Source organism: Cognatundibacterium griseum (assembly GCF_014284195.1).
Lineage (GTDB): Bacteria > Pseudomonadota > Gammaproteobacteria > Burkholderiales > Burkholderiaceae_D > Undibacterium > Undibacterium griseum.
In genome coordinates, this window is record NZ_JACOGC010000001.1 from 576,733 (window position 1) to 600,017 (window position 23,285).

17 protein-coding genes are annotated in these 23,285 nt (G+C 53.8%); 2 read left to right on the forward strand and 15 right to left on the reverse strand.

The genetic code is table 11. The annotated features are described in order from the left end of the window. Positions 1-11: 11 nt before the first annotated feature. The 12 genes from H8K27_RS02600 to metK all read right to left on the reverse strand — a co-directional run bounded on the left by H8K27_RS02600 (position 12) and on the right by metK (position 17,172). Complete coding sequence (locus H8K27_RS02600; RefSeq protein ID WP_186861634.1) at positions 12-3,131, reverse strand: pilus assembly protein; 3,120 nt, start codon at positions 3,129-3,131, stop codon at positions 12-14. 105 nt (positions 3,132-3,236) lie between these two features. Then, positions 3,237-3,707, reverse strand: coding sequence for a pilus assembly PilX family protein (locus H8K27_RS02605; RefSeq protein WP_186861635.1), 471 nt, complete (start codon positions 3,705-3,707; stop codon positions 3,237-3,239). After that, positions 3,708-4,751 carry a PilW family protein gene (locus H8K27_RS02610; RefSeq protein ID WP_230418835.1) on the reverse strand — a complete coding sequence of 348 codons (1,044 nt, stop codon included), beginning with the start codon at positions 4,749-4,751 and terminating at the stop codon, positions 3,708-3,710. Between the two features lie 2 nt (positions 4,752-4,753). Next, positions 4,754-5,341, reverse strand: coding sequence for a type IV pilus modification protein PilV (gene pilV, locus H8K27_RS02615; protein ID WP_186861636.1), 588 nt, complete (start codon positions 5,339-5,341; stop codon positions 4,754-4,756). Continuing rightward, positions 5,338-5,826 (reverse strand): GspH/FimT family pseudopilin, encoded by a 489-nt coding sequence (locus H8K27_RS02620; protein WP_186861637.1) that lies wholly within the window; start codon positions 5,824-5,826, stop codon positions 5,338-5,340. Before H8K27_RS02620 ends, pilV begins: the two co-directional genes overlap by 4 nt. Before the next feature lie 21 nt (positions 5,827-5,847). Beyond that, complete coding sequence (locus H8K27_RS02625) at positions 5,848-6,285, reverse strand: type IV pilin protein (protein WP_186861638.1); 438 nt, start codon at positions 6,283-6,285, stop codon at positions 5,848-5,850. Between the two features lie 559 nt (positions 6,286-6,844). After that, positions 6,845-9,079 carry a penicillin-binding protein 1A gene (locus H8K27_RS02630; RefSeq protein ID WP_186861639.1) on the reverse strand — a complete coding sequence of 745 codons (2,235 nt, stop codon included), beginning with the start codon at positions 9,077-9,079 and terminating at the stop codon, positions 6,845-6,847. 9 nt (positions 9,080-9,088) lie between these two features. After that, a complete protein-coding gene (locus tag H8K27_RS02635; protein ID WP_186861640.1) occupies positions 9,089-10,846 on the reverse strand; it encodes an ABC transporter ATP-binding protein in 1,758 nt (585 codons plus the stop codon). After that, complete coding sequence (locus H8K27_RS02640) at positions 10,836-12,587, reverse strand: ABC transporter ATP-binding protein (protein WP_186861641.1); 1,752 nt, start codon at positions 12,585-12,587, stop codon at positions 10,836-10,838. The genes H8K27_RS02635 and H8K27_RS02640 overlap by 11 nt, the downstream gene beginning before the upstream one ends. 160 nt (positions 12,588-12,747) lie before the next feature. Then, the gene (locus tag H8K27_RS02645) at positions 12,748-14,859 is read right to left on the reverse strand and encodes a prolyl oligopeptidase family serine peptidase (protein WP_186861642.1); all 2,112 of its coding nucleotides are present in this window, start codon (positions 14,857-14,859) and stop codon (positions 12,748-12,750) included. A gap of 182 nt (positions 14,860-15,041) precedes the next feature. Then, positions 15,042-15,917, reverse strand: a complete 876-nt coding sequence (locus H8K27_RS02650; protein WP_186861643.1) for a M14 family zinc carboxypeptidase — start codon at positions 15,915-15,917, stop codon at positions 15,042-15,044. 73 nt (positions 15,918-15,990) lie between these two features. Beyond that, the gene (gene metK, locus H8K27_RS02655) at positions 15,991-17,172 is read right to left on the reverse strand and encodes a methionine adenosyltransferase (protein ID WP_186861644.1); all 1,182 of its coding nucleotides are present in this window, start codon (positions 17,170-17,172) and stop codon (positions 15,991-15,993) included. A gap of 232 nt (positions 17,173-17,404) precedes the next feature. Here metK and H8K27_RS02660 point away from each other — a divergent pair, with 232 nt between their 5' ends. Together H8K27_RS02660 and H8K27_RS02665 are read left to right on the forward strand one after the other, a co-directional pair. Beyond that, on the forward strand, positions 17,405-18,262 hold the full coding sequence (locus tag H8K27_RS02660; RefSeq protein ID WP_186861645.1) for a lysophospholipid acyltransferase family protein: 858 nt from the start codon (positions 17,405-17,407) through the stop codon (positions 18,260-18,262). Beyond that, positions 18,259-19,122, forward strand: a complete 864-nt coding sequence (locus tag H8K27_RS02665) for an LpxL/LpxP family acyltransferase (RefSeq protein ID WP_186861646.1) — start codon at positions 18,259-18,261, stop codon at positions 19,120-19,122. Before H8K27_RS02660 ends, H8K27_RS02665 begins: the two co-directional genes overlap by 4 nt. On the opposite strand, the gene H8K27_RS16650 is transcribed toward H8K27_RS02665, so the two are convergent. From H8K27_RS16650 to hppD, 3 genes are all read right to left on the reverse strand, one after another. Next, positions 19,123-20,778 (reverse strand): methyl-accepting chemotaxis protein, encoded by a 1,656-nt coding sequence (locus H8K27_RS16650; RefSeq protein WP_186861647.1) that lies wholly within the window; start codon positions 20,776-20,778, stop codon positions 19,123-19,125. Positions 20,779-21,187: 409 nt separating this feature from the next. Beyond that, positions 21,188-22,066 carry a phenylalanine 4-monooxygenase gene (gene phhA, locus H8K27_RS02675; protein ID WP_186861648.1) on the reverse strand — a complete coding sequence of 293 codons (879 nt, stop codon included), beginning with the start codon at positions 22,064-22,066 and terminating at the stop codon, positions 21,188-21,190. A gap of 81 nt (positions 22,067-22,147) precedes the next feature. After that, complete coding sequence (gene hppD / locus H8K27_RS02680) at positions 22,148-23,263, reverse strand: 4-hydroxyphenylpyruvate dioxygenase (RefSeq protein WP_186861649.1); 1,116 nt, start codon at positions 23,261-23,263, stop codon at positions 22,148-22,150. Positions 23,264-23,285 lie beyond the last annotated feature (22 nt).

Sequence of the window (23,285 nt, forward strand, 5' to 3'; positions counted from 1 at the left end):
CTTCAGGAGGGTTAATCGATATTTCGCTGCCAGTATGTCCGGTAGCGGCGACCAAGTGTCGGTGCCGGTGGTGTAATGACTTTGGTGCCGCTGATCACACCCTGATAGGTCTTACCGTTAATCTGCACAGAGATCGGAACCGGGGTCGGAGGATATCCGCCGCCGGCACGGACGGAGTAGCGATCAGTAATGGTCAGTGTATGGCTCTGATTCACATCGAAGGTCGAAGCACCGTTCAGATAGTTCAGCATATAGATGCGTGCTTCACCAAGATTACCGGTACAGGTGTTGGTTGCTGCTGTCGCAGGTAAATTGGTGGCGAAAACAACGGTTCCTGCCAGAGTGGTTGAGCCACTTACCACTTTTTCGCCAGGACTCAGGGTGACATACCATCCGCTCGCCGCGGTCAGCGCAGTATTGGTGGCGGCAACCTGAGCTGTGGTGCCCATCTGCACGGTATCTGCGGTGACGTCATACAACTGGCCAGAGACGCCGGTGGTTGATCCTGCCACACCTTCAATAATCGGGGTGGCCCTGACTGCATTGAGGCTGTGATCATCCTTGATCATGTAATAGCGGTTCTGGATGGTGGTATCAAAAGGATGTTCACGATCACCGGAGCCGATCAGCAAAGAGTCGAAGTTGTTGCTAGAAGTGGCGGGGATAATATCCGGCGGATAAAGGAATTTCCGTGCATTGATGCCAGTGCCGCCGAGTGAGGCCAGTTGCGTGACGGTCCAGTTGGCAGGCATGGCGTCATTGACGTTGATGCGCCAGACGTTGCCGCCGGTGTCGGCCGCATAAATTCGGTCGATATTGCCGTCACCATCGGAGTCATACAGTGACACATTAGATGGAATGGCGTAACTCATGCCGGGTACAGTCAGATTGTAGAGTGCGCCTGATACGGAGGCGCCTGCCTGCCAGATCAGGGCACCAGTTGTTGCATCGAGCACCATCACACCGCGCCCCATGGTGGCAGTACTTTGTATGATAGTGTCATTTGCTGCCGGGTCATACCCCATTCCGAAAATCAGAACCGGATTTGCCTGATAACGCAGTTTTGCAACTCTCATGTCGGACCAGGTCTGGCCGAGTTCGGTGAATCCCGTATCGGAATTACTGTGCTTCCACAGGAATTTCGGTGCTGCCGGGTTGCTGACATCCAGTGCGTAAACAAAGCGGCCGCCACGTCGCATGGTGACAAACAGATAAGCCTTGTCGCCACGGGTGTAATCGATCTTGCCATCGCCGGCAGAAGAGTAGGTATATACCGTTGCTGACCCATCCATAAAGTACGGCTTGGGATTGGTTGGCGAAATCAGCGGAGAGTGATCTCGCATCCGTTTGAATTGCGGGAAATGCTCGGATGCGATGAAGCCCCATAGTTCACTGCCGTCATTATTGGAGGTATTCTGACCGCCTTTGACTGCATGCAGAATACCGTCATTGCCGCCGTAAAACAGCATGACGTCATCCGGAGTGCGGTTGTAGTTCACTACCGCCGGACGTGAATGCAATACGTCGCCATGATTAAAGCCGCGGATGTAAGCTGTTGTTGCAGCCGGGTCCGGATTGTCGTCCAGTTGCGTATTGCCGCCACGAACCCAGTTGATGATGGAATCATGGTCTGCCGTGCTTGCTGCACCCAGCATGGTATTGGTGATTGCGTTGTTACTGGTATTGAAAGGAGTGGCGGACAATAATGATCCGCCGGTGCAGTTCCCTGTACAGGTATAGATGTTGCGGCTGGCCTGGCTGGTTGCGTAGGTCGTGCGCAAGTATTGTGCTGCCGCTCCTTTTTCAACCAGATCACCATCCGGCGAGTCGGAGTTGCCGCCGACACCTTGCGAATTGACATAATAAGACGGATCCCAGAAGGTCGAAGCCTGGGTCCAGAAACTGACCGCACTGGGGTTGATAAATCCGGTAGTCTGGTTTTCGACCGGTGCACCAAGGCTGTCTGCGAGGAACAAGGTCGGTGGAGTGGTTGCGGTATCGACGCCGAGCTGATATTGCTTCAGATTGCCCACCCAGTTCGGGGCTGCCATCGCATCAGGGCGGAAAACACCCAGATATACCTGATTCAGATAGCTGCCGCGCACACTGACGGATACCGGCAGAGACGCGGATGCAAATACAGAGTTGACCGCCTGAATCTGGGCCAGAATATTTTGCAATGCAGTTGCCAGAGCCTGATCGCTGCCAGCCTGAAAGTATTGACCGCCGCCATTCTTGGCCATGTTTTTCATCATGGTTGTAAATGCCGGATTCTGCTGCGCATTGTAGGCATCAATCGTGTAAGTGGTGACAGAGCCATTGGTGGCGGCGACACTGCCGGGTGTCAGATCCGGACGAAGATGCAGGAAACGTGCCCAGGCAGACTGTACATCGGGAGTGGATGTGTAGTGGTAGGCCGTGAGCGTTGTCGCTGCCGGGTCACTGGCACTGGGTGTAGGAGGCAGTTGTCCCTGACGGTTGTTACCGATAAAAATAATGTAGGTTTTGGCGCAGCCGTTGGTATTAATGGGTGTGTTGTAGGCAGAACCATTCGCAGAACCTTTGTAAGCAAAGTTGCTGCTTAACCCTTCTCCTGCCGGAGTATAGGGCACGGAATTACCCGCATAGTCGGCATTTGCTGCCATACCGGCCCAGCTATTGGCGCCAGTCAGGTAAAGCCAGGTTTCGTATAAGGCATTGGCATAATCACCGGAGGACTGATTAATTTTTTCACTCGGCGAATTCACGTTTGCAGAGATATAGGAAACGATGTCCTGCAATGCGGCATTGTTGTTGCTGACACTCATGCTGCGCACACCGTAACGCACATAACCGCCATCTTTGGTGCTGACGTCAAACATCATCAGACCGACGTTGGCTGGCTGTTTGAGGCCGGCAACAAAATTTTTGATCGCAATCAGTTCAGCCTGTCCCTGTGTGGGTGAGCCAGACCATTTTTGGGATGCTTTGGACCAGTTCGCCGTGTTATCCAGGATGAAAATGATGTTCGGCGCTGGCGGTGTCACGCCGGGCGGCTGGTTAAAAATGTCTGTATCGGCAGCCTGGCTGGCAAGGGTGCTCAGTGCCATCGCAGCAAGCAATACCGTGTGGAAGAATCTTGGAAATTTCATCGCAAACTCCTGATGATGCGTTTCTGTATCGGTTCAAAATACGGGTGGCGGCATTGTTTGACGGTCAGTTCTGCCGCTCTGTCCTGCAGGTCACCCGTCAAATTCCTATGTGCAGGTTGCTGTTGCATCCATACGTACTTTGGCCCCCTGATGCAAGGTGACCGATGCACCGGTCCGGTTGTCGGTGACGACGGCTTTGATATCCCAGTAGGTGTCTTTTGGTGCCGACTGTGCAAAATCAACACTGTAACCTTCTACGGGGATCATTTTCAGGCAAACCGGTGCAGACGTATTGACGGTGTAATCAGGCACGCCGTCGTTATTAATATCAACACTGATCGTCTGAGCAACCGGTGCGTAAAAACTGTTCAGGTTACCCATGATGGTTTCAATCGCCTGTTGCGCCGCCGCTGCGGCTTCGTTCTTGGCCTGCATGTTGCCGACTGTCTTCAGGTTGGCATTACCCATCCGGATCGCCGACACCACCAGCAAAGTCAGGACAATCAGCATCACCAGGCTGACCAGAAAAGTCGCTCCGCGCTGATGCTTCTTTTGATAGATTGCTTCAGGGATCATTTATTCTCTCCGTCCACTGGGATTGACGGCGCGTACAGCGGCGGTATAGATGTGGCGCTTGTACGCATCGGAAAATGGCCCGACTGCACCGGCAAGCCCCATGCTGTACGTTCTGCTATCTACGTAACCAGTCGTTGCGTCACTGTTTCGCGCCAGCAGATTAACCTGTATCTCCATCACGTTGGGCCAGTCAGCCACACTGGGTGCGGTGACAAACGGTAATGCCGGAATACCTGAGCCTGTATTATCAATCCCATAGTCAAGCTGCATATTCTGGATGCCATCTACCAGTGGTGTCACGACGAGCGTGGCCGCACCTGAAGTGACGGACATTTCCAGCCGTTTGAGCGTTGGCACCGGATATCCATCATCTGCTGCGCCTGTGCAGGTGGTGGCGCCGGGGGCATAGACATTGCATGGACTGATGAAATAAATATGCTCCACGTATTTGCGTAATTCAGCCGGCGTAGTGGCATCTTTTTGTGTCAGGTTAAACACGCTGGTATCGCTGCCGGAGCCGGTCACTTTACCGTTCGGGGTCGTTTGTATGTAAATCTGGCCGGGAACTGCGGTGGAAATGGTGGGAAGCGTGTCATCTGCTTCCAGTCTGCGCACCACGAGGATATCGGTTCCGCTGACGTGATTGGCATCCGGCAGGCAGGTGGACAGCGGGTCGGGAACCGTTGTCGGCGCATCGTAACCCTGCAGCGGCATTGCCAGGGACGCATCAATGCTGGCGATATCGGTGGCGCAGGGGTTAGGTAGTGCGGTCAGGGCAGTAAGTGCACCTGAATACTGCCCGTAATATCCTGCATGCTGGATATCATCCTGCAGCAGCGTTAATGCGTAGCGCCCATTTTCGATCTGCCGTCCTGACTTATCGATTTCTGTGCGGCTACTGCTTTGTTGAGTGATCAGTATGGCAATTCCCGTCAGCAGCAACAGCCCGATGGTGATGGAAATCATTAATTCCACCAGCGACAGGCCAGCCTGAGAATGGGCGGTATAAGGTCGCGAAAGCGGGGAGGCGGTCGTATTCATCATAATCAATTCAGGTTGGCGATCTGCAAAGGCATACTGACAACACGCCGCATGGTTTCATCGCCATACAGGCCTTTACCGCAGGAAAGTCCGGAACCGGGTGCGGCAGTTTTTCCATTTCCTTGCCAGGCGATGCTGACCAGATAAGTGCCGCTCGCCGAGTCAAAACTGATGCAGCCGCGGGCGCCGATCATTGCTCCCAGATTTGCTGTGCCGCTTTGCTCTGCCGTACCGGTGAGTAAATTATTCCAGGCCGTCAAGTCATTATTGGCAAGGGTATAGGCTTCGACTGAACCTGACGAACACGAGGGTGTGACGCTGGAGCTCACCCCGAGGTATGGTGTGCCATTGACGGTATCAGTCGTGATTGCATAGCATGGCGCAGCGGTACGGTTGGCATTGATGCGGCCTGCCAGATCCTGCAGCAACACCAGCGCCTGGGCGCGCTGGTAAGACTCCATTTCGGAGCGTTGGCTCAACAGCATCAGGCCTACCAACCCCAAAAGACCCAGCATCAGAATCACCAGTGTCACCAGCACTTCGATCATGCTGTAACCGGCTTGAAGAGGGCGGGTTTTTTGATATAAGTTCATGAACAGGCCCCTTTTTTGGTATTCGGTAGCCCGCTCAGATTAATCGTGATGCAGCGCTGAGCCGCATTGGAGCTGGTGTTGCTGCTGATGCTGAATGTCTGATTGGCGGTTGCCTGAATGCGTCCGTTCGAGCTGTAAATAATGCTGGCACTCTGGCCGGCAATCGTCAGTCCGGGGACTGATTCATGCTGGTTCAGATTCACCGTCCCTGCATTGACTGCCCAGCCATTTTGCCAGCCACCGCTGGCTGCTGCGATGGTGACATTGCTGTTGCGCTTGATTGCTTCACTGCGTGCGAAAGTGAGTGTGTAAGACAGATCATAGGCCGCCGTTTTAATCTTTTGACCAGCAATAAAATCTCTGAACGCCGGGGCAGCGAGCGCCGACAGAATGGCTACGATGGCTATGGTGGTCAGCATTTCAACCAGTGTAAATCCATAGCTGCCGTAGTGTTGAGGTGGTCTTGAAGGATCTGGATTACACATGATTGAACTTTTCAATAATTTTTACCAGCAACTGGATACAGTACCTGTTCCGGTGATTCCCTTATTCCCCACCTGATCGATTGTTAAACTTCCGCACAGCGTATCCATGCTCAGCTGATTATCGATCGGCGTGGCCGTAATCGTATATGTCGGAGGCGTTGCCGAGTTATTGGCCGCTATCGTGACGTTATAATTTTTCGATACTTCGGTCGGAATATTGGTCAAGCCAAGCAGCGTCATCGTGGTCGCGTATTGCCGCGCATCCAGGTTGTATTGCTCCTGCTTATTGGCAGCACTCAGAATGAAACTTTGGGCGGCGGAGCGGTTTGTCTTGATGATGTGCTGGATGTAGGACGGATAAGCAATGGCTGCGAGTATTCCGACGATCGCCAACACGGTTAAGAGTTCGATCAGGGTAAAGCCTTGTATTCTGTCTGCTGCAGAACGATCTCTGTTCATTGCCGTCATCTCCGGTTATTCCATCATCCGCGCTGTTGGCGCAGAATGTTCCTGTGTAGATTATAGGAACAGATTGTAATGCTTTACAGCAATAATCTGACCAATGGCAGGTTTTGATGGATAAGTGGTTTGCTCAAGTAGACGTCTTTGTACAACAGCGGTATTCAGACATCCTGGCGACGATACCACTGCCTGATGCAGTAACAATAGTGAAAATTTTGATTTAAAAAAGCGGAATATTTTTTTGTAACATTTTATATCGGCTAATACACGACAATACCCGGACAGATAAGCGCTGTTGATGTTGATCTGTGGTCAACTCCGGCATATTTCTGAAAAATTCCAGGTTGCAGGAATCAGACGTTTGCGATGAGCCCACTATGCAGACCAGTATGCGGTGTGGTCCGGATATGCGAGGGATAGAAAATCAGAGGTTTCCCAACTGTCATTATCTTGTCATCGGGAATGTTTACAATTTGACCTATCCTACTGCTTCTCCTCCAAAGGTCAGGATGTTTGCCCGCAATGCGTATGTCATTGCGGGCATTTTTTTGATGCTTCAGGGTGGGCTGATACTGACTGTGTCCATGTCCAGTGTTTTGACTCCTGCACCGTTCAGGAATTCGGTATACATCCAGTCACCTTCGGCGTTGCTGACGCCGTCAGGCACAGGGCGCTGTAATTCCGGTTTGCCGTTCAGGCTGGCGCGCATGCTGTCTATCCAGATTGGCAGCGCGAGCGTGGCACCGAATTCCCGGCTGCCCAGAGATTTCGGATCGTCGTAACCCATCCAGGCGACAGCAACAATATTCGCCGCATAGCCGGCGAACCAGCCATCCACTGCTTCACTGGAGGTACCGGTTTTACCTGCCAGATCATGACGGCTCAGACGCACGCTCGCTGCCGCACCGGTACCGCTGCGGGTCACTTCGCGCAGCATGCTGTCGGTCACGAATGCATTGCGGGCATCAATGACACGCGTTTCATCGGCACCAACCGGTGGAACCGGGAACTCCTTTAGTACTTTGCCTTTGGCATCTGTGATTTTACTGATCAGCCAAGGTGTGATCTGATAACCGCCGTTCGCAAATACCGCATAGGCGGACGCCAGCTGCAACGGTGTGACTGATCCGGTGCCCAGTGCCATGGTCAGGTTATCCGGCTGTTTGTCTTTTGAGAATCCAAAGCGCGGCAGCCACTGATAAGCGGTGTTAATGCCGATGCACTTCAGAATGCGGACAGACACCACGTTTTTCGATTGCGCCAGGGCTGTGCGCATCGTGATCGGGCCATCGTATTTGCCATCGTCATTTCTCGGATCCCAGCGCAAGGCTTCTTCGCTGGTGGCCGAGAGCTGGACATCGTTAATCAGCGTTGCCGGGGTGAAGCCTTTTTCCAGTGCCGCAGAATAAATGAACGGTTTGATGCTGGACCCCGGCTGACGCCAGCCGCTGGTTACATGATTGAATTTCTTACGATTAAAATCAAAACCGCCGACCAGCGCCCGGTATGCGCCAGTGCCAGCATCCAGCGCCACATAGGCACCTTCTACTTCAGGTAACTGGGTAATGCCCCAATGTTTTTTGTTATCCTGAATGACGCGGATCACGGCTCCCGGAACAATTTTCAGATCTGACCTGGCATTGTTTTGCAAAGCGCCGGCGGCAAAGCGCAGGCCGTCGCCACTGATCTCAATACTCTCACCGGAAGCCAGCTCGGCCTTGATCAGCCTGGGACTGGCGTCGGTGACCACCGCTGCCAGTAATTTGTCGTTGGCGGGATGCTGGCGCAATACCTCATCAATCGCGTCATCTCTTTCATCCTCGTTCTGAGGCAGGCGGATAAAAACTTCCGGCCCGCGGTAGCCATGACGCTGATCGTAAATCATGATGTTTTTGCGCACGGCATCATAAGCCGCATCCTGGTCTGCTTTCAGCAGAGTGGTATAGACCTTGATGCCCGAGGTATAGGCGGCTTCCTTATATTCCGCAACGATCTGCTGGCGCACCATCTCCGCAACGTAATCTGCATGAGCGTCAAATTGCTGCCTGCCAGTGATCGTCAGATGTTCTTTGCTGGCCTGATCGTATTGCGCCTCCGTGATGACGCCTTTTTTCAGCATACTTTTTAAAACTAAAATCTGCCGTTCTTTGGCCCGTTGCGGATTGACGGCCGGATTGTGCCGGACCGGATTTTGCGGAATCCCTGCCAGCATGGCCGCCTCGGCAATCGTCAGCTGATCCAGTGACTTACCAAAGTAAGTACGGGCGGCACTGGAAAATCCGTGCGTGCGCTGGCCCAGATAAATCTGGTTCATATACAGTTCCAGAATCTGATCCTTGGTCAGCGCAGATTCAATGCGGAAAGTCAGCAGGATTTCCTTTGCCTTGCGGTTCAGGGTTTTTTCCTGTGTCAGAAAAAAATTCCTGGCGACCTGCATCGTGATCGTCGAGGCTCCCTGATGGAAGCCGCCACCCAGATCCGCCAGCAGCGCGCGTGTTGCACCGATAAAATCGACACCGTGATGCTCATAAAAGCGGGCATCTTCAATCGACAGCAGGGCATTTTTCATTACCGCAGGGATGTCTTTGATCGGCACAAAATCCCGGTGTTCTTCGCCGAATTCTCCGATCAGGGCATTATCCGCGGTATAAATCCGCAGCGGAATTTTAGGCTGGTAATCGGTCACGGCATCGAGTGCAGGCAAGCCGGGAGCCAGCACCAGAAACACATAAGCCAGTATGCCTGCGATCAGTACCCCTGCGGCAGCAGCCAGCGCCAGTATCCATTTCATTTTTTTTCCTTAATCTTCCAGCGTCTGCAATAAATACAGCTTCTGATAAATACCCTGTTCCAGCTGCATCAGTTCCTGATGGGTGCCCTGTTCAGCGAGCTTGCCGTGATTCAGGACAATGATGCTGTCGGCTTCACGAATCGTGGATAAACGGTGCGCAATGGCAATGATCGTGACCTTGCCCCGCAATTCGTTTAATGCCAGTTGCACGATCTGTTCAGTCTCGCTGTCAATATGCGATGTGGCTTCGTCCAGAAACAGGATGCGCGGCTTTCCTGCCAGTGCCCTGGCAATGGCAATCAACTGCTTTTGCCCGGTAGAGAGGCGGGCGCCGCCTTCGCCCAGCGATGTGTCATAACCATTTTCAAGCTGCAAAATAAAATCATGGACATGCGCTGCTTTTGCCGCCGCCGTGATGTCTGCATCGGACAGCGGCCGGCCCATTGCGATATTGTCCCGCGCATTGGCTGCCAGCAGAAAAGGCTCTTGCGGTACCAGCCCCACATGACTGCGGAAATAGGCATCCGAAAAATCGGATAGGCGATGACCGTCAATACGGATCTGACCGGACTGGGCTGCATAAAAGCGCAGCAACAGACTCATCAGCGTGGATTTACCGCTGCCGGTATGGCCGACGACACCAAAGAAGCTGCCGGCTGGAATCCGCAGGTGAATATCCTGCAGTACCGGATGCGCCGGATCATAGCCAAAATTCAGATGTTCAATCTCCACTTCGCCGCTATGCATGGCGGCGTTCCGGCTGGTATCCGGGGTGCGTGTTTCATGCAGCAGGGTATTGACTCGGGCGGCAGAAACAACTGCCTGCTGTATCTGTCCGAATTGCAAAGTAATCTGAATCAGCGGATCGACCACGCGGGCAATATAACTGACAAAGGCGTACAGGATGCCGATTTCAACACCGGAAAAATTCCGTTGGCCAAAGCAGAAAATCACGACGACCAATAATACGGAATTCAAAAAATCCAGCGCAGGCCGCAGCAGCCAGGCGTTGGCCCGCAATTCGTCAAGCCGCGCCTGGTAATGCTGCTGGTTGGTGCTGGCAAAGCGCTCCCCGAAACGCTGTGCCGCATTGCTGGCCTGCAGCGTGCTCATGCCGCTGATGCTTTCTGCAACCTGGGCATTGATCTCGCTGCGCAGCTGACGCGCCTTGCTGACGGCTGGTGCGCTCCAGCGCTGATAAAACCAGACAATAATCACCACCGCCGGAATCAGCATGGTGACAATCAGCATCAGCCGCCATTCCAGCCATGCCATGGCGGCCAAGGCGCCAAGAACGACAATCGAACTGTCGAGCATGACGAACAGCACCTGGACGTACAGGTTTTTGACGGCTTCGGTGTCATTGGTCACGCGGCTCACCAGCTGTCCGGTAATGGCTTTGTCAAAAAAAGACATGGGCAGGCGCAGCACATGACCATAAACCTGTTCCCGCAGCCGCCGGACGGAACGCATGGCCACACCGGCCAGACGCGTGAGCTGCAGATAGCGCAGCCAGGTGGCGCCCCAGCCGGTCAATACATAGGCTGCCAGCAGCAAGAGCACGATTGGCCAGTCGATCTGATGAGGCAACAGATAGCGGTCAATAAATGCCTTGCCCAGCAAAGGGCCGACGGCCTCCAGTCCGGCAGCGGTCAGCAGGAAGAAAATGCCTGCCAGCACGTGACTTTTTTCCGGTTGTGCCGCTTGCAACAGTAATTGCACCGCGAGTTTTTTTTCAGACGGGCGGGTATTCAATTCATGCTGCATCTAAACTTGCCTCCAGTTGCTGATAGCGCCACTGCGTGGCATACCAGTGACCTGCTTCCACCAGTTCCTGATGTTTTCCCTGCTCGGCGATTTTTCCGTCACGCAACACAAGAATATGATCGGCCTCTGCGACAGCGCTGAGACGATGACTGACAATGATGGCACAACGCTGGGTTTGCCGGCGCTGCAAATGATGCAGATGCTGGAGGATACGGGTTTCAGTATCGGTATCCACCGCCGACAACGCATCATCCAGTAATAGCAGCGGACTGTCTGTCAGCAGCGCGCGTGCAATGGCGACCCGTTGCCGCTGCCCGCCGGATAAGGTAACGCCCCGTTCACCGACCGGCGTGTCATAGCCTTGTGGAAAGCGCATGATGTCGTCATGTACCGCAGCGAGGGTCGCGGCATGCATGATCTGCTCCCGGCTGACGGCCGGATTGGCCAGTGCGATATTTTCTGCAATCGGGGCTGAAAACAGAAATGGTTCCTGAGGCACCCAGTTCATTGCCGACCGCAGACTCTGCAGGGAGTAATCTGCAAGAGGACGCTGACCCCAGAGAATGTCGCCCTGTCTGGTTTCAATCTGGCGCAGCAACAGGCGGATGATGGTTGATTTGCCGGAACCGGTCGGACCAACGATGCCCAGGGTTTTGCCCGGTTCCAGCTGCAGGTCAATTTCTGCCAGCGCGGCGTGAGTCTGACCGGGATAAAGATAGCCCACCTGACGGAACAGGATGCTGCCTGCCGGCGGATCGCGCAATACCCCATTGTCCTGCACGGAGACTTCCATGCTGAGCACCGGTTCCAGCCTGGCCCAGGCCGCTTTTCCCCGTTCCATCAGCGACAGAACCCAGCCAGCAGCAAACATCGGCCAGATCAGCTGTCCCAGATACATGGAAAAACTGGTCAGTGCGCCAATCGTCATTTCATTGTGCCAGACCAGATAGCCGCCAACGCCCAGTGTCAATGCACCGGCACTGGTCAGGGTAATGCCGACGGCGGGCTCGTAGGCAGCCTCCCAGCGCTGCGCCGACAGGCTGGCATCCGAGGCATTTTCTGCCAGCTCAGCGAATTGCGCGGCACTTTGTTGCTCCAGGCCCAGGGCGCGCAAAGTCCTCACGCCGGCCAGCGTTTCCTGTACCTGATCGTTGAGCTGACTGAAACGTTCCAGCGAAAGGCGGGAAGCCTCATGCACATGATGCGTAATTTTTTTGAATGCCCATGCCATAAAAGGGAAGGGCAGCAGCGCTGCAACTGCCAGCCGCCAGTCCACCCCCAGCAGCATCATGCCGATCACCAGTGCGAATGTCAGCGAACCGTCGAATCCTGCCAGCGCCGCCTCGCCAGCTGCCAGCTCAATCGCATCGGCATCGTTGGTGCCCAGCGCCATCAGATCGCCGGTACGCTGTTTCTGGAAAAAATCCTGCCCTTGCAAACTCAGCCTCTGATACAAACGGGTACGCAATTCGACACCGAGCTGATACGAGGCGGTGAATAACTGCATACGCCAGCCGACCCGCAGAAAATAGATCGCCCCGCCCATCAGCAGCAGAATCGCCAGCTCCTTCAGCATACCTTGCTGATCCAGCTGATGTCTCACCATGCCGTCGATCACACTGCCGACTCTGCGTGGTATCAGGACCGTCAGCACTGCAACCGAAAACAGCATGGCAGCAGCAGCAACATATTGTTGCCAGTGACGGGAAATAAATTGCTTGAGTAATTGAGCCAGTGTCATGCCGATTCTGAAAATAAAAATCCGTTATCCGAAGAGGGATAACGGATGGTAAATGGCATTGTAAACGGGTTTTAAAATCGTCATCCGGCGGAATCGATAAAATCCGCACCAGTCCGGCCATTCATTCAATGGTACTGCCAGACGCTACCGGATTGTCCGTTTAATGCACCGCATAGGCGCTGTTCGCCGGTTGCAGCATATTCCACAGGAAGGCATAGGTAATCGCACTCATGTCAGCGCGTTGCTCATTGTTTGCTGCGCCGCCGTGCCCACCTTCGGTGTTTTCGTAGTACCACACATTTTTGTGACCCTGATCCAGCATTTTTGCCGCCATTTTTCTGGCATGACCCGGGTGAACGCGGTCATCACGGGTGGACGTGATGAACAGGACATTCGGATACTGGACCCCGGCTTTCACGTTCTGATAAGGTGAATAGCGCCGGATATAAGCCCATTCCGCCGGAATATCCGGATTGCCGTATTCGCCCATCCACGATGCGCCTGCCAGCAGCTGGTTAAAACGCTGCATATCGAGCAGGGGAACCTGGCTCACAACTGCATTAAACAGGTCAGGACGCTGAGTCAGCGCAACACCTGCCAGCAGACCGCCGTTGCTGCCGCCCATGGCGCCAAGATGCCGCGGCGAGGTGACTTTGGTGCTGATCAGGTCTTCCGCAACAGCGGCAAAGTCATCGTAGGCGCGCTGACGGTTTTCTTTGAGCGCCGCCTGATGCCAGCGTGGGCCAAATTCACCGCCACCGCGGATATTTGCTACGACATAGACACCGCCTTTTTCCAGCCAGGTTTTTCCCAGACCGCCGGAATAGGACGGTGTCAGGGAAATCTGGAATCCGCCATAGCCGTACAGCAGAGTCGGATTCTGACCGTCGTAAGGCATATCTTTACGTTTGACGATGAAATAAGGCACTTTGGTGCCATCTTTTGAGGTGGCAAACTGTTGTGCGATTTCATAAGGGGAAGCATCAAAAAAAGCCGGGGCAGATTTTAACGGTTCACGCAGATCATTGCCGGCATGTGCCATCAGCAAGACATCGGGAGTCAGATAATCGGAATAACGCAGCAGGTAATCGTCGCTGTTGGTATCATCAACTGGTCTGACAGAGACTGTCCCCATCGTTGGCAGGCTGACCTGACGGGAAGTCCATTTTCCGTCAGCGAATTTCCATTCCACGAGATGGCTTTTGACATTGTCCAGCGATTGCAGCAACAGGTAATTCTGCGTTGAAGCCGAATCGGTATAAGAAGTGCCGGGAGCTGGTTCAAACAGGGTGGTGAACGCTCGGCTGCCTTTACGGAAAGCATCGAAATCCACCGCCAGCACGCTGCCCGACTTATAGGTCTTGTCTCCGGTATTCCAGTCTTCACGCGGCGTAACCAGCATCTGGGTATTAAAGAAGCCGACATCGGCTTTGGATGGGATATCGAGTTTGCTTAATTTGCCATCTTCCAGCAAATAAGTTTCCGAAGTGTAGAACGTGATCTGGCGGTGCACCAGATGATGCTCAATCCCATGATGCAGACTGTTCTGGGCGCTGACACTCATGTCTGTCTTTTTCCCTTCCAGGAGCGCGTCGGCACTCTCCAGCGGGGTGCCGCGTTTCCAGGTTTTCACGATGCGTGCATATCCTGAGTCGGTCAGTGAACCGGAACCAAAATCCGTGGCCACATACAGGCTGTCCCTGTCACGCCAGTCAACGGTCATTTTGGCTTCCGGCAGTGTGAAACCGTCTTTGACGAAGCTTTTGCTGTTCAGATCGAATTCCCGCAATACCACAGCATCGGCGCCTCCGCGTGATAGCTGGATCAGACAACGGTCAAATACGGGTTCACGGCAGTCGCTGCCTTTGTAGACCCAGTTTTCTTTCTCTGTTTTGGCCAGCGCATCCACATCCAGCACGGTTTCCCAGACAGGCTGATTTTTCCGGTATTCCTCCAGCGATGTTTTGCGCCATACGCCGCGCGGATGGTCGGCATCTGTCCAGAAGTTATAAACTGCGTTTCCCATTTTGCGGATGCCGGGAATCCGGTCTTTGGAGTTCAGCACGACCAGTAAATCCTGGCGCAGTTGCCGGTAACCGGCATCCTGTTTTAATTTGTCGCGGGTAATCTGGTTCTGCTCCCTGACCCAGTGCAAAGCTTTGTCGCCGGAGACGTCCTCCAGCCATTGGTAGGGATCATTGCTTTGTGCAGCGGCGATACCTGCCAGTCCAAGCAAATAGATTGTCGAAATAATTTTGAAAGTTGGGCGCATTTTTCAGTTTTCTGATGGGATTTTTTGTAATGTCCGGATCAGTGCTGATCGCGGATGGCGTCTCCTCAACGGGAATCTGTATCGACCATTTTGTGGCCGATAAGTTCAGTGGCGACAAGGTTCAATGGTGAAGGGCGTCATCACACTGAGGAGCTGCGGTGCGCGTGAATGCAATAAATTTCTTAGCGCTCAACACCGGCAGAGGCGTTTTTGGCTGTTCTGACCGGTGTAGCGACATGCAGCCGTATCCATTTCTGCATATCAAGCCAGATGCGTTGAATTTCTGCTTCCGGGGGCATTTGCGTAGCGTTGGGTAATTCGATGGTCACGACCGGAATATCTTTGTGCACACCGCTGTAATTGCCGAGTGACCCAGGATAGACGCCGACCCGGTTATATACCAGCCTGCCAAAACGGCTGGGCGGCGTTGTCGGGCCGTCGAAATCGAGTACCCCGAAAGGGGCATGCACCGAAATAATCACATCGGGCTTGTATTTTTCGATCAGGTCATAGACCCAGCGGCTTTCCGGTTCTGAAATCGGTGCTTTGCCGGGGTAGCGGCGCGGGTCTTTACGGGTCACGCGGGCCCAGTAGCCGGGTGCTTCCTTTTGCCAGTCAGGTGTTGGGAAATTGCGGTTCAGATCGATGCCGCGCGCATTCACACGCACCGGTTTCGGCGCCAGCAGGCCGTCAGGATTGACGACGGGAGCGATTTTCCATTGAAATTCCGGCGCGCCGGACTGAAGATTGCCCAGCCACTTGAATACGATGGCCGAAGATGTTTGCTCGTCGCCATGAATACCACCCAGCAAAAGCACTCTGATTGCCGGAGTGTGTCTGGCATCCGCCGGCAGATCACGTATCAGCAGCGGGAAGCCATTGAGCGAGGAAGCGCCGGCGGGTGACAGTTTGCTGCCGAGACACTCATGTAGACTGATCTTGGGCAGTCTGGCAACCAGCGGTGTGCACCAGTCGGTGATCTTTGATGGTCGCGGCGTATAAGCTGCTGCACTGGTTTCAGCGATCAGAAAAAACGACAGCAGAACTGCCCGCGGCATTCGAAAAGCACACGATGCAATGAAATAACGGTACCACGAACTCCATTGCATCGTGCGACTGACCTTTCAAGCGTTACAGACCGGCAGCCGTCCGCAGCACGGCTGCTTTGTCGGTGCGTTCCCAGCTGAATTCAGGTTCTTCACGGCCGAAATGACCATAGGCAGCTGTTTTGGAGTAAATCGGACGCAGCAGATCCAGCATTTGGATGATGCCTTTCGGGCGCAGGTCAAAGTGGGCATTCACCAGTGCGGCGATCTGCTCATCCGGAATCACGCCCGTCCCTTCGGTATACACCGTGACGTTCATCGGACGTGCCACGCCAATGGCGTACGCGACCTGAATCTGGCACTGGCGCGCCAGACCGGCAGCGACGATGTTTTTGGCGACGTAGCGTGCCGCGTAGGCGGCGGAACGGTCAACCTTCGTTGGGTCTTTGCCGGAAAACGCACCGCCGCCGTGCGGGCAGGCGCCACCGTAAGTATCGACGATGATTTTACGGCCAGTCAGACCGCAATCGCCTTGCGGGCCGCCGATGACAAAGCGACCGGTCGGATTAATCAGATATTTGGTGTCTTGCAGCCATTCTTTCGGCAGTACCGGCTTGATGATTTCCTCAATCACGGCGTCGATGAAGGATTGCTTCATCTTGCTCGATGTTTCGCTTTGATCCGGGCTGTGCTGGGTCGACAGCACAACGGTATCAATACTGTGCGGCTTACCATCGACATAGCGCATGGTGACCTGGGATTTGGCGTCCGGGCGCAGGAAAGGCAGGCGGCCGTCCTTGCGCAATTGTGCCTGACGTTCGACCAGACGGTGCGCGTAGTAAATCGGTGCCGGCATCAGTTCCGGTGTTTCGTCGCAGGCATAGCCAAACATCAGGCCCTGATCACCCGCGCCGATATTCAGATAATCGTCGCTGGCGCGATCCACGCCCTGGGCGATATCGTTGGATTGCTTGTCATACGCGACCAGTACGGCGCAGCCTTTGTAATCGATGCCGTACTCCGTATTGTCGTAGCCGATGCGCTTGATGGTGTCGCGTGCGACCTGAATGTAATCCACGTTGGCCTGCGTGGTGATTTCACCGGCCAGCACGACCAGACCAGTATTGGTCAGGGTTTCGGCCGCAACGCGGGAGTAGGGATCTTGTTCCAGAATTGCATCCAGAATTGCATCGGAAATCTGGTCCGCGACTTTATCCGGATGTCCTTCGGAGACGGATTCTGAGGTGAAGAGAAAATCATTTGCCATCGCAGGCTCCTGTAAAAAATGACCGAAAAAAATGTGCCGCAGTCGAATAGAGATCCTGCGACGCTTTAGCGAGTTTTATAAACCGCCTCGCAAGTTGTCTGTTAACTCGGCGGTGGCAGGTTGTCGTTTGCTCAATGAGCAGCCAACGGTTTGCCAATGTGTGCTATTTTACGCCTTCTGCTTTAACTATGTCGAATACCCCTCCACATTTCATGAATTCTTGAGCAGCGTCATGCTTGTCACTTTATTCCGTTTTTTATCGCTGCTTCCGCTTTCAGTGCTGCATTTCACTGGGAGTGTTCTGGGCTGGCTGGTCTATCTGTTATCTGTTTCATATCGTCGTCGTCTGCAGGAAAATCTGGGAAGAGCCGGTTTTTCCCGGCATTTACGGGCCGCCGTGCAGGAAGCGGGTAAAAATGTACTGGAGCTTCCGTTTATCTGGTGCGCCAGACCTGAGCGGGTGTTGAAAACCGCTGAAATGGAGAACTGGGAGCTTGTGCAGCAGGCGCTGGATCAGAAAAAAGGTGTCATCTTCCTGACGCCGCATCTCGGCTGTTTTGAAATTGTGGCGCAGAAAATTGCAGCCCGGACCCGGCTGACGGTGTTGTACCGGCCGCCACGCAAGGACGCACTCAAGCCGCTGATCGAGGGCGCGCGCGCCAGAGAGAATCTGCTGCTGGCACCGACCAATTTGTCCGGCGTCCGGATTATGGCGAAAGCGCTTAAAAAAGGCGAGGCAATCGGTTTATTGCCGGATCAGGTGCCGCAACAGGGTGAAGGTGTCTGGGCCAGGTTTTTTGGCAAACCAGCGTACACCATGACATTGTCCGCCAAACTGCATAGTATGACGGGTTCTCCCATCATTCTGACCTACGCAGAACGTTTGCCGGGCGGACGCGGATATGTAGTGCGCTTCGTCGCATTTGATGAGGAACTGGGTGAGGATGCCGTGACCCAGGCAGAGGCGATTAACCGGGCCATGGAAAAACTGATTGCACGTTCTCCGGCGCAGTATTTCTGGAGCTATAACCGTTATAAAACGCCGCAAGGCGTTGCCGGACCGGATGCTGTGCAGCCGGAGCAGCCATGAGACTGGTGCTGGCGCTGATGTGGCTGCTGCACTGGCTGCCTTTGCCGGTGCTTGGACGCATGGGAGAAGGAGTGGGTAACCTCCTGTTTTTTGTTATCAGGAAGCGACGCCATATTACCCTGACGAATCTTCGTTTATGCCTGCCGGATCGCAGTGAAGAAGAACGGCGGCAGATTGCACGGCGTCATTTTCAGCTGTATGCGCGCAGTGTTCTGGAGCGGGGCATTCTGTGGTGGGCATCTGAAACGCGTCTGAAAAAACTGATTCAGGTTGAACCTGCCGTGCCGCTGACGCTGATTCAGTCCGGCCCGACTATTTTGCTTTGTCCGCATTTTGTGTGTCTCGATGTCGCCGGGGTTGCGGTGATGCTGGAGTCATCGCTGTGCTCCATCTATACCGAGCAACGCAATAAGGTTTTCGATCAGGCACTGCGGCGGGGACGGTCGCGGTTTCGTCCGGTGAAACTGTTTTCCCGTGCCGAAGGTGTGAAGCCGATTATCCGGGCGATGCAGGAAAAACTGCCTTACTTCATGTTACCGGATATGGATTTTGGCGCCAAAAATGCAGAATTCATTCCTTTTTTCGGCGTTCCCGCTGCCACGCTGACAGCCATGCCGCGTCTGGCCGCCAGCACGCAGGCCAAAGTCGTACCGGTGATTGCCACGATGCTGCCGGATTATCGCGGCTGGAAGGTCTGTTTTCATGCTCCCTGGGATAATTATCCGGGTGACGATATCACGATGGCGACCCGCCAGATGAATGCGTTTATTGAACAGGAAGTGCTGAAAGCACCGGCAGAATATTTCTGGGCTCACAAGCGGTTTAAGACACAGCCACCCGGTGAGCCCGGCGTATATTAACTAAGCGGCATAGGACAGTGACTGACGCCGCACAGACTGTGAATTGCTAGCTTGTGACTTATTCAGCAGCCGGACAGGCCTGGATGTGACGGATTGCTCCATCCCGTGCAGTTTGAAAATACTGACCAGACCCGATAATTCAATGGCCTGCTCGCGCAGGCTTTCTGCTGCTGCAGCAGACTCTTCGACCAGTGCCGCATTTTGCTGTGTCACTTCATCCATGCTGGTGATTGCCTGATTCACTTGCTGGATACCGCTGCTCTGTTCATGGCTGGCATTGGAAATATGATGAATGATATCGCTGACCCGCTGCACACTTGTTACTAATTCCCGGATGGTGCTGCCGGCTTCCTGTACCAGTGTGCTGCCATGCGATACCTCTTCCGCAGAAGCCTGAATCAGCGTCTTGATTTCACGTGCAGCATTGGCGCTGCGTTGCGCTAGATTGCGCACTTCTGCCGCCACAACGGCGAATCCTCGGCCCTGCTCACCGGCGCGTGCCGCTTCTACGGCGGCATTCAGCGCCAGAATATTGGTTTGAAATGCAATACCGTCAATCACGCCGATAATGTCCACAATTTTTCCTGAGGACGAATGAATGGTGTGCATGGACTGCACCACTTCCTGGACAATCTGCCCGCCTTTGATCGCAACCGAGGATGCGTTGGCAGCCAGCTGACTGGCCTGGGAGGCATGTGCGGCATTTTGCCCGACCGTGGCAGTCAGTTCTTCCATGGATGAAGCGGTTTCTTCCAGCGATCCTGCCTGTTGCTCTGTGCGGTCAGAGAGATCCTGATTGCCTGATGCAATCTGTGTCGCGGCCGTGACGATAGCATCCGTACCGGAACGTACGCCGCCGACGATGTCTGCCAGTCTGTCCCGCATCAGCCTGATGGTGTAGAGCATGCTGCCGTGATCCGACGGATGTAATTCAATCGGTGTTGTCAGATCGCCGTGAGCGATCAGATTGGCAATTTCAGCAGCATACGCCGGCTCACCGCCCAGTTGCTTTACCAGGCTGCGCGTGAGTGTGTAAGCGATTCCGGCGGCCAGTATCAGCGCAATTCCGCCGATACACAGCATCAGCCAGCGAGCGTTGGCATAATCCGCTTTTGCCGTGCTGTTACGGGCATCAGTCAGATCCTTTTGAAAAACAACCATCTCTGCGAGCGACTGTTTATAGCGGGCGAGAATCGGACGCAGTTCGTTGTTCAGGTTGGCGCGCGCCTGTTCCGGCGTACCTTCATTGATCAGTTTCAGCAGTTTTTCCTGGCCTGCCAGATATTGCATACCTGCTTCCTGCATCCGGTGAAAAATCGGCAGCGCGGCAGGCAGGATGATGATACGTTCGAACAGCGCCTCATTTTCACGGATGACCTGTCGTGCCTGCAATATCCGGTCCATCTGTTTCTGGCGGTCAGCCTGGTCTTCGTTGAGCATCATATTGCGCAACGAAATCGCGATGCTGTCGATTTCGCTTTGTGTTTCGTAGGTCTTGATGATTTTGGGAAGCCGGTCGCTGGCGATATCGTTGGTGCTTGCATTGACCCGGCCCAGCATGACGATCGCGATTGTCATGATGACCGCCATCAGAATGCAGACAGTTGCGAAACTCAGGGCCAGTCTGCGCCCCAGGGTAAGAGTAGGAATTTTCATCTGTTGTCCGTCAAAATAAATTGAACCTGATTACCGGGTAATTGGTTGATTTTCAGCGCTTACCGGGAAGATCAATGCGTCAGCTTGGAGTTGATGTGAAATGCATTGAGAACAGTGAGATTCTTGCAGGGATGGCGCAGGAAAATTGTTGAATAACGTTGAATCTTGCGCTTCATCAAGCAGCGTTACCCCGTGTGCATCAGCATGCGCTTGCTTGTACAGGATATGATCTAAATCAATACGGGCTGCAACGGTATGACTGCTCTATGAAGAGGTAATCCAGAGTTGCTCAAGATTGAAAAAACGGAGTAATCATCAACCGATCTGAACCGTGAAAATAAAAAAAGCACATGGATATGATGTCCATGTGCCTGATTGGTGATGCAGCAAATGCTGATCTCGGAGGGGATCAGGGTAGCAGTTCTGTTTCCTGCGGCAGCAGCGTGTTGGCAGGAAATGGTTCTGCAGATCTGAGCCTTTCATAATATGGCGCGAAGTCTGGCGCCGTGCCATCAAACAGTTCCTGAAAATTCTGAATCACGAAATAGGTTTCCTGATAGGTATCGATTTTGTACAAAGTATTCAGGCAGCGTTCTATCTGTAAATGGATATGGCGCGAGGCGGTTCCGGGAGTCAGGCAATATTCGACTTCACCGCCGGAAGATAAAATACCGGCGCCGTAAATGCGCATTCCCTGCGGCGTATTGATGAGCCCGAATTCCACGGTGTACCAGTACAGACGGGCCAGCTGATCCAGTCCGCCCAGTTTCATGGCCTTGAGTCCGCCCTGACCATAGCGCTGCATATAATCGGCAAATACCGGATTGAACAGCATCGGCACGTGACCGAAGAAATCGTGGAACACATCGGGTTCGACGATGTAGTTGAATTCTTCTGGTTTGCGCAGCCAGACCGTCACTGGAAAGCGGCGGTTGGCGAGATGTTCAAAAAATGTCAGCTCCGGAATAAGACCCGGCACCGCGACAATTTTCCATCCGGTTGCGGCAAATAATTCTGCCGAAGTTTTTTCAAATTCCGGAATGCCGCCGGCGGCATCCATCTTATGCAGGGCATCGATGAATTCATCGCATGCACGCCCCGGCAATAACGCCATCTGGCGCTGGTACAGCTTGCGCCAGAGTTCGTGTTCCGCTTCCGTGTAGGCGGCCCAGTCCTGCTGTACGACGTAATGGGCATCGGCGTGTTCATAATCGCCGCGTAAAGCGGCGCCGTGCGATTTTTCAGCGACGGTCGCCAGAAAATCTTCATTGCTGACTGTGGTATCCATTTTTTTCTTTGCTGTATAAGAAAAGGCCGACATGGTCAGTCAGCCTTTTGGTTTGTCTCCGTTACCTGCCTGCTTTCCGTATCAGGCTGGTGTTTTGTCGTCTTTCAGCACGCCACGGCGAATCTGATCAAGTTCGATCGATTCAAACAGGGCGCGGAAATTACCTTCACCAAATCCCTGATCGCCTTTACGCTGAATGATTTCAAAGAAAATCGGACCGATGACCGTCGTGGTGAAAATCTGCAACAGCAATTCGCGCGAAGTTTCTGTGCTCTTGCCGTCGATCAGGATGCGCAGTTTGCGCAGTTCTTCGAGGTTTTCACCGTGACCCGGCAGACGGCGGTCCACCAGATCGTAGTAGGTTTCTATCGTGTCCTGGAATACCACGCCGGCGGCTTTCATGTCGCTGACCGTTTTGTAGACATTGTCGGTGCCCATCGCGATATGCTGCACGCCTTCGCCGTGATACAGGTCGAGATATTCGGCGATCTGGGATTTGTCATCCGATGATTCGTTGATCGGAATGCGGATTTTGCCGCAAGGCGAAGTCATCGCTTTCGACTTCAACCCAGTGTGTTTGCCGGCGATATCGAAGTAACGGATTTCACGGAAATTGAACAGAGTTTCATAGAAATCTGCCCATTCTTTCATGCGGCCGCGATGCACGTTATGTGTCAGGTGATCGATGTAGGTCAGACCGTTGCCGACCGGGTTGGATGCAACGCCGGGAATCGCCACGAAATCGGCGTCATAGATGCTGATATTGCCGATGGCACCGGCTTCTGCGCCGTCTTTGCCTTGCCAGCGGTCAACGAAATAAATCAGCGAGTCACCGATGCCTTTGATGGCTGGAATGTTCAGTTCCATCGGACCGGTTTTGTTATCGAAACCCCAGGCGCCCAGTTCCAGAGCGCGTTTGTAGGCAGCGTTGGCATCTTTGACGCGGAATGCAAATGCGCAGACGCAAGGGCCGTGTTTGCGGGCGAATTTCTGGGCGAAAGAATCCGGTTCGGCGTTGATGATGAAATTCACACCGCCTTGACGGTACAGTGTCACATCCTTGGTACGGTGTCTGGCAATCGCCGTAAAACCCATGCTGATGAATAATTCGCCCATCGCTTTCGGATCGGGTGCAGCGTATTCGATAAACTCAAAACCATCAGTACCCATCGGGTTTTCCCAAGTCTGGAAAGTCATGCCTGTCTCCTGTGTGAAATCA